At 30.4% G+C, this 14,261-nt stretch carries 12 protein-coding genes; 2 read left to right on the top strand and 10 right to left on the bottom strand.

Annotated features, from left to right (window positions below):
• Positions 1–70: 70 nt before the first annotated feature.
• The 4 genes from IEW41_RS03880 to IEW41_RS03865 all read right to left on the bottom strand — a co-directional run bounded on the left by IEW41_RS03880 (position 71) and on the right by IEW41_RS03865 (position 3,821).
• Positions 71–865: an anti-sigma factor gene (locus IEW41_RS03880; RefSeq protein WP_188605018.1), complete on the bottom strand. Its 795-nt coding sequence runs from the start codon at positions 863–865 to the stop codon at positions 71–73.
• A 13-nt stretch (positions 866–878) separates the two neighbouring features.
• A complete protein-coding gene (locus tag IEW41_RS03875; protein ID WP_188605017.1) occupies positions 879–1,409 on the bottom strand; it encodes an RNA polymerase sigma factor in 531 nt (176 codons plus the stop codon).
• Between the two features lie 208 nt (positions 1,410–1,617).
• A complete protein-coding gene (gene murB, locus IEW41_RS03870) occupies positions 1,618–2,631 on the bottom strand; it encodes a UDP-N-acetylmuramate dehydrogenase (RefSeq protein ID WP_188605016.1) in 1,014 nt (337 codons plus the stop codon).
• Positions 2,631–3,821, bottom strand: a complete 1,191-nt coding sequence (locus IEW41_RS03865; RefSeq protein WP_188605015.1) for a pyridoxal phosphate-dependent aminotransferase — start codon at positions 3,819–3,821, stop codon at positions 2,631–2,633. The genes murB and IEW41_RS03865 overlap by 1 nt, the downstream gene beginning before the upstream one ends.
• A gap of 257 nt (positions 3,822–4,078) precedes the next feature.
• Between IEW41_RS03865 and IEW41_RS03860 the strand changes: the two genes are divergently transcribed.
• Positions 4,079–5,272, top strand: a complete 1,194-nt coding sequence (locus tag IEW41_RS03860) for an aspartyl protease family protein (RefSeq protein ID WP_229660158.1) — start codon at positions 4,079–4,081, stop codon at positions 5,270–5,272.
• A 61-nt stretch (positions 5,273–5,333) separates the two neighbouring features.
• Here IEW41_RS03860 and IEW41_RS03855 read toward each other — a convergent pair whose 3' ends face one another.
• The gene (locus IEW41_RS03855) at positions 5,334–5,759 is read right to left on the bottom strand and encodes a DUF1573 domain-containing protein (protein ID WP_188605013.1); all 426 of its coding nucleotides are present in this window, start codon (positions 5,757–5,759) and stop codon (positions 5,334–5,336) included.
• A gap of 206 nt (positions 5,760–5,965) precedes the next feature.
• Between IEW41_RS03855 and IEW41_RS03850 the strand changes: the two genes are divergently transcribed.
• Positions 5,966–8,596: a valine--tRNA ligase gene (locus IEW41_RS03850; RefSeq protein WP_188605012.1), complete on the top strand. Its 2,631-nt coding sequence runs from the start codon at positions 5,966–5,968 to the stop codon at positions 8,594–8,596.
• Between the two features lie 58 nt (positions 8,597–8,654).
• On the opposite strand, the gene rodA is transcribed toward IEW41_RS03850, so the two are convergent.
• From rodA to IEW41_RS03825, 5 genes are read right to left on the bottom strand one after another with little or no spacing between them, the layout of a single operon-like run.
• Positions 8,655–9,932, bottom strand: coding sequence for a rod shape-determining protein RodA (gene rodA, locus IEW41_RS03845; protein ID WP_188605011.1), 1,278 nt, complete (start codon positions 9,930–9,932; stop codon positions 8,655–8,657).
• Positions 9,933–9,939: 7 nt separating this feature from the next.
• Positions 9,940–11,886: a peptidoglycan D,D-transpeptidase FtsI family protein gene (locus IEW41_RS03840; RefSeq protein ID WP_188605010.1), complete on the bottom strand. Its 1,947-nt coding sequence runs from the start codon at positions 11,884–11,886 to the stop codon at positions 9,940–9,942.
• The gene (gene mreD / locus IEW41_RS03835; RefSeq protein ID WP_188605009.1) at positions 11,883–12,389 is read right to left on the bottom strand and encodes a rod shape-determining protein MreD; all 507 of its coding nucleotides are present in this window, start codon (positions 12,387–12,389) and stop codon (positions 11,883–11,885) included. Before mreD ends, IEW41_RS03840 begins: the two co-directional genes overlap by 4 nt.
• Positions 12,382–13,206, bottom strand: coding sequence for a rod shape-determining protein MreC (gene mreC, locus IEW41_RS03830; protein WP_188605008.1), 825 nt, complete (start codon positions 13,204–13,206; stop codon positions 12,382–12,384). The genes mreD and mreC overlap by 8 nt, the downstream gene beginning before the upstream one ends.
• 9 nt (positions 13,207–13,215) lie before the next feature.
• A complete protein-coding gene (locus IEW41_RS03825) occupies positions 13,216–14,244 on the bottom strand; it encodes a rod shape-determining protein (protein WP_188605007.1) in 1,029 nt (342 codons plus the stop codon).
• Between the last annotated feature and the right edge of the window lie 17 nt (positions 14,245–14,261).

The raw sequence follows: 14,261 nt of genomic DNA, 5'->3' as shown, positions 1-14,261 counted from the left end.
CTTAAACGCTAATTTATTTGCATAAAAAAACCACCATAATTTGGTGGCTTTTTTTAATATTAAAAAGATACTAATATTTGTTTTTTAGTGTAATTTCTGCAACTTCATTTTCTGCTGTTGCTCTCTCACTTACTTTATTTTTTGGTTCAATTGTAATACTTAAGCCAAGTGCGTTTTCCATGTAAGGAATAGATTTTAAACGTCTGTCATTAGCATCAAGAATTCCAAGATTTACCATTCTATCTTGCAACTCAGCCCAAATTTGGTATTGTTGCTCTTTTGGTAATTTTGGTAATGAAACAACATCTATCATTGATGTTTTATCAACCGAATTAATATAGGCTACAGTTTTTAAATCTTTAGCTCTATCATTACCACGTAACACATATTTTTCAGTTTCTGGATTGTTTAATTTCATTAACTGACGCATTACATTGTCTAGCTTGTTGTTGTTATTTTCAATATCGCTTCGTAAATCAAAAAGTTCATCAACAACTACGTTATTTTCTCTTATTAAGTCGCTATTTTTTTGATACAATAAGAATGCTGTGACAGCAAACATAATTGCTGCAAAACTAGCAGCTATGCTGTACCAAGGTGTGTGTTGTTTTCGTGTATTTAATGCAATTACTGGTTTGTCATTAATATCATTAAGAATTGCATCTAAAACAAACTTTGGTGCCTCAACAGCATTAGCTTTTGCAATAATTTCTAAATTATCTTGTAGTCTGTTATATTCAGCTTTTACCTCAGGATACGTTGAGATATAGTGTTCAACTTCTAATGTTTCATTAGGAGTAGTTGTACCTAATATATATTTATCTATTAGGCCAGATTGTAAAAAAGAATGTAGTTTTTTTTCCATTATTTCCACTTTTTTATGGAGTATAGAGTTTTTTTAATTCTCTTAATCCTATTTTTAATCTAGACTTTATAGTACCTAATGGAATATCTAATTCATCACTTGCTTCTTGTTGTGTCATACCTTCAAAAAACAAGGCATTTAGTACAATTTGATACTTCTCGTCTAGTCTCCCAACATGTTCTTTAATATCAATAACATCTTGATTTAAACTTGATGTTGGTAGTATATATACGTTTGATTTATCGATTTGGACTTCTTTTTCAAATCTATTGTTGTGGCTTCGTAGTTTATCTATAGCTGTATTTCTTGCAATTCTATATAGCCAAGTGAATAATTTTGCCTTTTTAGAATCGTATTTTTTAGCATTCTTCCATATTTTAACAAAGCTTTCTTGTAAAGCATCTTGAGCTAATTCTTCATTTTTTGTAATCTTTAAAATAACACCATAAAGGCTGTCTGCATAATTTTCATAAAGTAAATTTATGGCAGCGGTATCACTTTTTTCGAGTAATTGTACAATATGTTGTTCTAAAGAAGTGCTCAATTTTTTTTATTGTAAAAAATCCAAATAGGCTTTTTAAGCGTATATATATTTAAGAAGTAAAATTAGTAAAATATAACGTAACAGTATTTTTAAAATAATATTGTTTTTACAGCATAGAATGTTATTCCCTCAAAAGAATTGATTAATAGCTTTTTCAAAACACATTCTATTATAAATTAAGAGTTTCAGAATTACTGAAGCTCTTTTTTTATATAATATTAACTTCGGTTTCTATTGTAATTTCAAAAAGGCGATTAATTGTTTTTTGAATTAATCTTGCCAAATCTAAAATATCTTTTCCATTTGCGTCTCCATAGTTTACAAGCACAAGAGCTTGGTTTTTATGCACGCCATAATTTCCTAATGTTTTTCCTTTAAAACCAGCCTTTTCAATTAGCCAACCTGCTGGAACTTTTACTTCTGTTTCTGATATAGGATAACTAGGAATATCAGGAAAATTTAATTTTAATGTTTCAAAGTGTTTAGTTGATATTACAGGGTTTTTAAAAAAACTACCACTGTTTCCAATCTTTTTTGGGTCTGGAAGTTTATTTTGTCTTATGGCTATAACAGCGTTTGAAACATCTTGAATTGTTGGCTCTGTAATCTTCATTTCATTTAATTGAGATGTTATAGCGCCATAATCAGTACGAAGCACATGATTATTCTTTGTTAGCTTAAAAGTTACATTAATAACAATATATTGGTCTTTTACTTCTTGTTTAAAAACAGATTCTCTATAGCCAAATTTACATTCCTTGTTATTGAAAGTTCTGATTTCTGAAGTTTTTATATCAATCACCTCACAAGATTCAAATACATCTTTAAGCTCTACGCCATAAGCGCCAATATTTTGAATTGGTGCTGTGCCTACATTACCAGGAATTAATGATAAGTTTTCTATTCCGCCTAAATTGTGATTTAAGCACCAAAGCACAAACTCGTGCCAATTCTCACCAGCATTAGCTTTAACAAAAATATGATTATCATTTTCAGAAACTACTTCAATTCCCTTAAGATTTACATGAACCACTAAATCTTCAATATCTTTAGTAAGTAACATATTACTGCCTCCACCAAGAATAAACTTATTTGGGAATGAATCTGATTTTAAAACACTTTGTAATTCTTCAATTGATTTAACCGAAATATAATGTTTAGCAATGGCATCAATACCAAACGTATTATAAGGTTTTAGTGATATGTTTTTTTGTATTTGCATTAATCTTTATAAACTTTTAATGCCTCTCCAAGAATTTTAACAGCTTTAATTAAACTTGTTTCATTAAGTACATAAGCGATTCGTATCTGATTTAGTCCAACTCCAGGAGTTGAGTAAAAACCAGCAGCAGGTGCTACCATTACTGTTTCGTTATTATAATCGAAAGTCTCTAATAACCACTGTGCAAATTTATCTGCGTTTTTAATTGGTAACTCTGCAATACAATAAAAAGCCCCATTTGGTTTAGCTACTTTTACACCTTCAATTTTTTCTAATTCGTTAATTAGAATGTTTCTTCTTTTTACATATTCATCAATAACTTCATCAAAATAGCTTTGAGGAGTTTGCAATGCAGCCTCACTTGCTATTTGAGCTAGAGTAGGAGGGCTCAATCTTGCTTGTGCAAATTTTAATGCTGTTTTAATTACGTTTTTGTTTTTTGAAACTAAATAACCAATACGAGCTCCACACATACTGTATCGTTTAGAAACAGAGTCTATCATTATTGCATAATCTTCTAAACCTTCTTCTTGCATGATAGAATAAAACTCATTGCCATCGTAAACAAACTCTCTATACACTTCGTCTGCAATTAAAAACAAGTCATGTTTTTTTACAATTTGAGCTAATTTTTTAATTTCATCCTTAGAATATAAATAACCTGTTGGATTACCAGGATTACAAATAAGTATTGCTTTTGTTTTTGGAGTAATTAGCTTTTCAAATTCTTCAATAGCTGGTAAAGCAAAATTATCTTCAATTTTAGAAATTACTGGAACTACTTTAATATTTGAAGCTGTTGAAAATCCATTGTAATTTGCATAAAATGGTTCTGGGATAATAATTTCATCATCAGAATCCATAATACTTCCAAAGGCAAAAAGCAAAGCCTCACTTCCACCAGTTGTTACAATTATATCTTCATGAGACACATAAATATTATTTTTTTTATAATACTCTGCAATTTTTTTTCTGTATTCTTCAGAGCCTTCAGACCTTGTATAGGCTAAAATGTCTAATGAGTGCACTTTAACAGCATCTAAAGCTACTTGTGGTGTTTTTATATCTGGTTGTCCAATATTTAAATGATATACTGTTTTTCCTTTTTTATATGCTAATTCAGCATAAGGAACTAGTTTTCTAATAGGCGACTCTGGCATTAATTGCCCTTTTTGTGAAATTTTTGGCATTATCTAATGTTTAGGTGGCAAAGTTCTGAAATTTATCTTAAAGTTTTTTTAAAATATTGACATAAAAAAAATAGTTCAGATAAAGATTTGTAAATTGTTGTTAGACATTACAATAATCATTCAGTATGATAAAACAAAATACGCTTTTTTTACTATTATTACTGATATCCATTTTTTGTTTCTCACAAAGTAGTTTTAATATTCCCAGATCAACATCTGATAAGATTAAATTTAAATTAATTGATAATTTAATTGTTTTGCCTGTTGAAGTTAATGGAGTTGAGTTGTCTTTTTTATTAGACTCTGGAGTGAGCAAGCCTATTTTGTTTAATATAGCCAATCATGCAGATTCTTTACAAATAAACCATGTTGAGATTATTTATCTTAGAGGTTTAGGAGGAGAAGGTTCTATTGAAGCATTAAAGTCTAAACATAATTTATTCAGAATTGGAAATGCAATTAATGTAAATCAGGATGTATTTGTAGTTTTTGATAATGCTATAAATTTTACACCTCGACTTGGTGTTCCAATTCATGGTATTATTGGTTATGATGTTTTTAAAGATTTTATTGTTGAAATAAATTATTCAAAAAAGTTTATTAAGCTACACAATCCTAAAACATATGTTTATAAAGATTGCAAAAAATGTGAAACACTTAATCTTACATTAAATCAAAACAAACCTTATATAGACGCTTCGGTAGAAATAAATTCGAATATAATTCCTGTTAAATTATTAATTGATTCTGGAGGTAGTGATGCTTTATGGCTTTTTGAAGACGAAAATATTGGAATGGCTCCTGTTGGAGATAAATATTTTGAAGATTATTTAGGAAAAGGACTTAGTGGTAGTGTTTATGGGAAACGATCTAAAGTAACTTCATTTTCTCTTAATAGTTTTAAACTTGAAGAGGTTAATGTTGCTTTCCCTGATTCTATATCTATAAGTATTGCTCGAAAATTTAAAGAGCGAAGTGGTAGTATTTCTGGAGAGCTATTAAAACGTTTTAATATTATTATGGACTACCCTAATGGAAAGGTAACATTCAAAAAGAATGGTAATTTTAAGTCTCCATTTCACTATAACAAAAGCGGAATTGTTTTAGAACAAGATGGAATAAGAGTTGTTAAAGAAAGTAAAGATAATGTGTTTTTTAAAGGAGATAAAAGCTCAGATACTTCTAATAGGATTATTGTACAAACATCATACAATTATGCCGTTAAACCTGCTTTTAAAATAGTTGAACTTAGAAAAGATTCACCAGCTGAAAAAGCTGGTTTACATCTTGGAGATATAGTTGTATCAATTAATAATAAAGAAGCTCATGATTTAAGCCTTCAAGAAATAAATGGAATATTTAGAGCTGATGATGGAAAGCACATTAAAATGAAAGTAGATAGAAATGGTGTTATTCTAACATTTCGTTTTGTGCTTGTAAATTTATTTTAAAAAGATAAAGCCCTTTTTATAAGTTATAAAAAGGGCTTTATTAATATTTTTTATATAGCTTTTATTGCTCCATAACACTTTTACCTTTTTTCTCTAGCACACTAGTTTTAGAAGAGTCTACTACTTCTCCTTTGATTTTTAGGGCTACAGTTGGTGTATCAGCATTAGAAGTTACTGTAATAGTTTTTCTAATAGGATTTACTCTGTTTGTATCATATTTTACAGATATTTCACCTGTTTGTCCTGGCATAATTGGTCCTTCTGGTTTTTTTGGAACTGTACAGCCACAAGTTGACTTAACATCAGAAATAATTAAAGGAGCATTACCTGTGTTTGTAAAAACAAATACTCTAACGCCATCAGATCCTTTTTCAACTGTTCCATAATCAATAGTGTCGGTCTTAAATTCAATTTTTGCCACTTTTTCTTGAGCAAATACTCCAAGACTCATCATTCCTACAAATAAAATTGTAATTAAATTTTTCATCACTTTATATTTTTTATTATTACTTTCTAGTTTAAAACTAACTATCAAAACTACTTACTTTTTGTGATTTTGCAAAATTATTTAGACATATTACGTTAAACGGCTTTCAATTCACAAATTTTAAACACATTAATTGTTTTTATAATTTCACAAAAAAAGAAATATAAGTACTTTTGCAAGTCATTATACAAAAACAATACCAAAGCATGCAAATACCAACAAAATATTCAGCTTCAGATGTAGAAAGCAAATGGTATGCGTATTGGATGAAAAATAATTATTTTCATTCTGTACCAGACGAAAGAGAGCCATATACTATTGTTATTCCTCCACCAAATGTCACTGGAGTATTACATATGGGACACATGCTTAATAATACAATTCAAGATGTATTAATACGTCGTGCTCGCTTGCAAGGAAAAAATGCATGCTGGGTTCCTGGTACAGACCATGCATCTATTGCTACTGAAGCAAAAGTTGTTGCCAAACTAAAGGAGCAAGGAATAGATAAGAATGATCTAACCAGAGACGAATTTTTAGCACATGCTTGGGATTGGACACATGAATATGGAGGCGTAATTCTTGAACAATTAAAAAAACTAGGCTGCTCTTGTGATTGGGATAGAACCAAATTCACAATGGATGATGATATGAATGAAGCCGTAATAAAGGTTTTTGTTGATTTGTTTAATAAGGGCTTAATTTATCGAGGTTATCGAATGGTAAATTGGGATCCTGAAGCTAAAACAACATTGTCAGATGAAGAGGTGATTCATGTTGAGCGTACTGACAAATTGTACTATGTTAAATATAAAATTGATGGTGAAGATGGTTTTGTAACCATAGCAACTACTCGTCCTGAAACTATTTTAGGTGACACAGCTGTTTGTATTAATCCAAATGATGAACGTTTTACTTCATTAAAGGGTAAAAAGGTTATAGTACCTATTTGCAATCGTGTTATTCCAATAATTGAAGACGATTATGTAGATATTGAGTTTGGTACAGGATGTTTAAAAGTAACACCTGCTCATGATGTAAATGATAAAGAAATTGGTGACAGGCATAATCTAGAAGTTATTGATGTATTGAATGAAGATGGAACTATGAATAGTTTTGGGTTACATCATCAAGGAAAGGATAGAGTAGTAGCGAGAAAAGATGTTGCTAAAGAACTAGATGAGTTAGGAATTCTTGTAAAAACGGAAGACATTACTCATAAAGTTGGTACAAGTGAGCGTACAAAAGCAGTGATTGAACCAAGACTATCTGACCAATGGTTTTTGAGCATGCAAGAACTTGTAAAACCAGCTATTAAAGCTGTTTTAGATGATGAGGACATAAAGCTATATCCTAAACGATTTAATAACACCTATCGTCATTGGATGGAAAATATAAGAGATTGGAATATCTCTAGGCAATTACTTTGGGGACAACAAATTCCTGCATATTATTATGGTGATGGTAAAGACGATTTTGTTGTTGCTGAAACCAAAGAAGATGCTTTAAAACTTGCTCAAGAAAAATCTGGAAATGATAGCTTTAAAGCAGAAGATTTAACTCAAGATAAAGATGCTTTAGACACATGGTTTTCTTCTTGGTTATGGCCAATGAGTGTTTTTGATGGTATAAGAAATCCAGAAAACGAAGAGATTAAATATTACTATCCTACAAACGATTTAGTTACAGGACCAGACATTCTTTTCTTTTGGGTAGCTCGTATGATTATAGCTGGTTACGAGTATAAAGGAGAAAAACCTTTTGAAAATGTGTATTTAACAGGATTAGTTCGAGATAAACAACGACGTAAAATGTCTAAATCATTAGGTAATTCTCCAGATGCATTAAAATTAATTGACGATTATGGAGCTGATGGAGTACGTGTTGGATTACTACTAAGTAGTGCAGCTGGTAATGATTTAATGTTTGATGAAGATTTATGCCAACAAGGAAAAGGATTTGCTAATAAAATATGGAATGCCTTCAGACTAATAAACGGTTGGGAAGTTGCAGATATTGAGCAACCAGAATCATCTAAGATTGCTTTACAGTGGTACGAAAATAAGTTTCAAAATGCACTTGCAGAAATTGAAGACCATTATAGCAAATATAGATTATCAGATGCTTTAATGACGATGTACAAATTGGTTTGGGATGATTTCTGTTCTTGGCTTTTAGAAATGATTAAGCCAGACTACCAACAACCAATCGATGCTAAAACACACAGCACAATTATTGAGATATTTGAAAACAACCTTAGGATTTTACATCCATTTATGCCTTTTCTTACTGAAGAGATTTGGCAGTATATAGCTGAGCGTAAACCAGAAGAAGCTTTAATAGTTGCACAGTATCCAAAGCTTGAAACTTTTAATGAGAAATTGATTTCAGACTTTGAAGTTGTTAAGGAAGTAGTGTCTGGTATAAGAACTATTAGAAAAGATAAAAACATATCTTTTAAAGATAGTATAGAGTTATCTGTTATAAATAATGAAAATTTATCAAATCAGTTTAATTCAGTAATTGCTAAACTTGGAAATATATCTAAAATGGAATCTGTAACAGATTCTGTTGATGGCGCTTTAAGTTTTAGAGTACAATCTAACGAGTATTTTATTCCTATTTCTGGAGCAGTTAATATTGATGAAGAAATCAAAAAGATAAATGCTGAATTAACTTATACAGAAGGGTTTTTAAAATCGGTTCAAAGCAAGTTGTCTAATGAGCGTTTTGTAAATAATGCTCCAGAGCAAGTATTACAAAATGAGCGTAATAAAGAAGCAGATGCTTTAGCTAAAATTGAAACTTTGAAGTCTAGTTTAGCGAGTTTAAAATAAAAAATTAGACTTTGTAATATTGTAAAAGGGACTAATATTTAGTCCCTTTTTATTTTTATTACCACTCGTTAATTCTGTTTGAATCTAATTTAACAAATATAAAGAGTAAAATAGTAAAGCCCCATAAACTAGAGCCACCATAACTAAAAAAGGGTAGAGGTATACCAACTGTTGGTATTAATCCCATTACCATACCAACATTAATCATAAAATGCACAAATAAAATTGAAGCAACACAGTAGCCATAAACCCTACTAAATTGTGATTTTTGAAGCTCTGCAAGATGTAGAATACGTATTAATAGTGCTACAAATAAAATAACAACAAGAGCACTACCAAGAAAACCCCATTCTTCACCAACTGTACTAAAAATATAATCGGTATGTTGTTCTGGGACAAATTTCCCTGTTGTACGTGTGCCTTCTAAATAACCTTTACCAGTAAAGCCTCCAGATTTAATTGCTTCTTCAGATTGAAGCAGATTGTATGCTTCTTTCTTTTTCATTAACTCTAATTTTGCTGGATCTTTTTCTAAGCGTAACCATAAACTGATTCTATCTTTTTGATGGTCTTTTAAAATATCTGTATAGAAATATTTAATTCCGAAGGAAAAACCAATACATAGTAATAGTATAACTATAGACTGAATAATTGAAGATTTCTTTTTACGTCTGTAAAAATATAGAGCTAGTATAAAAACAGCCGATATTATTGATGTATATAAAATTCCAAATTTAAGTGCAAGAACAGATAAAAATATAATTGCTGTGCCAATAATTAAATAGATTTGCTGAAGGCCTTCTCTATAAAAAACAAAAAAGAAACCAGCATAAACAATTGTACTACCAGCATCGTTTTGCAACAGAATAAGAATGGCTGGTAAAACAATTATAGCCATTGTTTTAAGTTGGTCTTTTAGTGTTGTTATGTTAGTTTGCATATCACTAATGTATTTTGCGACTGCTAACGAAGTTGCAAATTTTGCAAATTCACTAGGTTGTAATGTCATACCTCCAATGGCATACCATGATGTTGCTCCATTAACGTTTTTTCCAAACAAGAATAAACCAATCAGCGAAATAATTGAGAAAATGTATATTATACTAGCAAAACGTTCATAAAATTTGGCTTCTATAGATAATACTATAACGATAAGTACTAATGTAAGAACTATAAAAAAGGATTGTTTCCCGTAAGGTTGGTTCATGTCAAAATACTCAATAATATCACCAACATGAGAGGCTGAAGTTATATTAACCCATCCAAATCCTACTAATAAAAAAAACAGAATTATGGTTAGCCAATCTAATCTAAAACTTTTATAATCTCTCTGCATTTTTAAACTAGTTAGTTGTCTTTGCTTTTACATTAACACTATTTTTTTTTAAATCCTTATCTGTTTTTGGAGGTTCAACAATATCAATAGTTGCACCTTTGTTAATAGTAAAAGGTTTTCCAGAATAGGGTTTGCTGTATTCAGTTTCAAGACCATGAGTTAGTATCCATGTTTCCATGTCTTTTCTTGTGATTTCTCCCTTAATATACTTTTCAATCATTAAACTAGCAATTCTACCTGCAAATCTACTTCCCCAATATCCGTTTTCAACAAAAACAGCAATAGCAATTTTTGGATTGTCTTTTGGAGCAAAAGCAACAAATATAGAATGGTCAGTTAGTTGAGTTTTAACTCCATTTATTCTCACAAAATTTTCGGCAGTACCAGTTTTACCACATATCTCAATTCCTGGCACTTGTAATGTTGAAGCTGTACCATGGTTGTATACATCAAACATACCTTGAACAACAGGTTCAAAATATTGTTTGTCTATTGTTGTGTAATTTGGTGTAGTATATTTAGAATCTATTTTTTCACCTTCAATATTTTTAATTATATGTGGTGTAAAATAATAACCACGATTACCAATAGCAGCTACCATGTTTGCTAATTGAATTGGCGTTGCTTCTACTTCTCCTTGACCAATAGCATTAGATATAATATATGTTGAAGCCCATCTGTCTTTACCATACCATTTGTCATAAAAAGCTGCATCAGGAATTCTTCCTTTTTGTCCAACTGCTAAATCGTTATTTAAATAATTACCTAAACCAAAACTTTTAACATGGTTACTCCAAACATCCATTCCATCGCCAGCATCTTTATGTTTATCAATAATTCGTCTATAAACGTTAGCAAAATAAGCATTGCAAGATTGTGCAATTCCACCATTCATAGCTAAAGGACTCGAATGACTATGACAACCAGTTAATCTTCTGCTACCAACATAATAACCCATTCTACAACCAAATTGATCATCTGTTGTTACAACTTGTTCTTGTAAACCAATAAGGGCGTTTAGTACTTTAAATGGTGAGCCTGGAGGATATTGTGCTTGAAGACCTCTATCGAAAAGAGGCTTTGCTATTGAGTCATTATATAATTTTGAAAAATTTGCAGAACGTTGTCTTCCAACTAATAAATTTGGATTATAAGTAGGAGCAGAAACCATTGCAAGTATTTCTCCACTACTAGGTTCTATGGCAATAATTCCACCACGTTTATTTTGCATTAGTAGTTCGCCATACTCTTGTAATACTGCGTCAATTGTAATTGTTATATCGTGACCTGCTTTAGGTAAAGTATCATAAATACCATCTTTGTATGGGCCAAGGTCTCTGTTGAACCTGTCTTTTTGAATAAACTTTATGCCTTTTACACCTCTTAAAATTTCTTCATAAGTTTTTTCAACCCCTTGCTTGCCAATTAAATCTCCCATATTATAATATGGGTTGTTATCTATAATGGCGTTATTTACTTCGCCAATATCACCTAAAACGTTAGCCCCAATTGTGGTTTGATAATCTCTTAAAGATCTTTTTTGAATATAGAAACCTTGAAATTTTCTTATTTTTTCTTGAAGGACTGCATATTCTTCTCTAGATAATTGAGGGATAAAAACAGAAGGTAATCGAGGTGAGTAAATATATGCTTTATCATATATTCTATTAAAATCTTCTTTAGTTATACGTAATAAACTACAAAACTCAAGTGTGTCTAATGGTTTTACTTCTCTAGGAATAAACATGACATCGTAAGATGGCTGATTTGCCACTAAAAGCTTGCCATTTCTGTCATAAACATAACCGCGTTTAGGATAGTCATAAACTTTTCTAATAGCATTATCGTCGTATAAGCTATATGTATCTTGATTATAAACCTGTAAGTAAAATAATCGTGCAATAAATATTAGACCTACAGAAAAAACAATAGAGGTAAGTAACAGTTTTCTCATTTACGTTTGTTGCTAAAAAGAATTGTAATTAATAAACATAATAGTATAGTAAATATACTTGAGAATAACGTTTTTTGAAGGACTAAAATTATTTTTGAAATGTTAAATACTTCTAGGCTAAACAAAATGAAGTGATGTACAACAGTTATTATTGAGAAATAAGTTAGCCTTGTTCCAATTTCGGTTTGGTTGAATTTTATAGTCTGATAATCATAAATAGAGCCAAAAGAGAATTTAAGTATGGTAGGTCTTATATAAGCTATGGTAACACAAGCTGCTGCATGAATACCTCCAGAATCTGAAAAAATATCAACACATAATCCTAATATGAAACTTAAAAAAACTATAGCTGTTCGGTTATTTCTTACTGGGAAAAGTATAGTAAATAAAATATATGGATAAGGATTTATATAGCCTAGAAAGTTAATATTGTTAAGGACTAACACCTGAACCAAAATTAATATAACAAAACGCGATATGATATTTATTGAAGCACTATTCATTTGGCTTTTGTTCTAGTGATTTAAGCTCTTCAGCATTTAAATTCTCAATAATATAAACATGACCAATATTAGTCATATCATTAAATAGTTTCACATTTATGGTATAAGTGTCACCACCAGTATCTAAAGAAAAAGAGTCAATACTACCAATTAAAATACCTTGAGGAAATATAGTAGACTGACCACCAGTTATAATAGTGTCTCCAACTTTTACTGGAGCAAATTTTGAGACATCTACCATTTGTACAAACTCTGGCGATTTAGTATTCCATTCTAAAGAACCAATATGGCTTGTTTTTTTTAGTTGAGCGTTAATTCTACTTTTAGTGTTTAAAATGGATAATACAGACGCATAATTATCAGAAGTGTTTTCAATAATTCCTACAATCCCTTTGGAGGTTATTACTCCAAAATCTTGTTTTATGTTATCTTTTTTTCCTCTATTAATTGTTAAGTAGTTATTAGACAAACTATAACTGTTTTTATAAACAGAAGCTGTTCTAAATTTAAAATATTCACCTAGAAAAGTACTATCGGTAATTGTATAATTTAATGTGTCAATATTAATATTAAACAAAAGAGTTTTTAGCTTTTTATTTTCTTCAATTAAAGCTTCGTTTTCTTCTTTTAAGTTAAAATATTGTTTAATACCATTAGTTTTTTTATAGATACCTCCTGTAACATAGTTAGCAGAGTTTATAAACTTACTTTTATGATAAGAATGCGATTGAATAGTAAAAAACAAAGACACACCAAAGAGTAACAAAAACAAAAGAAATGTTTTGTTTCTTAATACAAAGTTGATGATTTGTTGCATTTGGGTTTACTATTTTATAAGTACGCTTTTAAATTTCTGAAGATTTTTTAGTACAATACCTGTACCTCTAACAACAGCTCTTAATGGGTCTTCAGCAATATATACTGGTAAGTCTGTTTTTTGAGACAAGCGTTTGTCTAAACCTCTTAACATCGATCCTCCACCTGCAAGATAAATTCCAGTATTGTAAATATCTGCTGCTAATTCTGGAGGTGTTTGAGATAATGTTTCCATTACAGAATCTTCAATTCTTAATATAGATTTATCAAGTGCTTTTGCAATTTCTCTAAATGATATTTGTACTTGCTTTGGTTTTCCTGTTAATAAATCACGACCTTGAACACTCATTTCATCTGGTGGTAATTCTAAATCTTCAGTAGCAGCACCAATCTGTATTTTTATTTTTTCAGCTGTACGTTCTCCAACATATAAATTATGTTGTGTTCTCATGTAGTATATAATATCGTTGGTAAATACATCACCAGCAACTTTAACAGACTTATCACATACAATTCCGCCAAGAGCAATAACGGCAATCTCTGTTGTACCACCACCTATATCAACAATCATGTTTCCTTTTGGTTGCATAATATCAATACCAATACCAATGGCTGCAGCCATTGGTTCGTGTATTAAATACACTTCTTTACCATTAACACGTTCACAAGATTCTTTTACAGCTCGCATTTCTACTTCAGTAATACCTGACGGAATACAAACAACCATTCTTAATGCTGGAGTGAATAATTTCTTTTTAAGAGCAGGAATATTTTTAATAAATAAATTTATCATTTGCTCTGAAGCATCAAAATCAGCAATTACACCATCTTTTAATGGTCTAATTGTTTTTATGTTTTCATGCGTTTTTCCTTGCATCATGCTGGCTTCTTTACCAACTGCAATTATTTTTCCTGTTATTCGGTCTCTGGCAACTATTGAGGGACTATCCACAACTACTTTATCATTGTGAATAATTAATGTGTTTGCTGTTCCTAAATCTATAGCTATTTCTTCTGTTAAGAAATCAAAAAATCCCATCTGCGTCTGTTATGAAA

It is taken from the genome of Aquaticitalea lipolytica (assembly GCF_014641635.1).
GTDB lineage: Bacteria > Bacteroidota > Bacteroidia > Flavobacteriales > Flavobacteriaceae > Aquaticitalea > Aquaticitalea lipolytica.
This window is presented reverse-complemented; position numbering and strand designations above follow the sequence as displayed.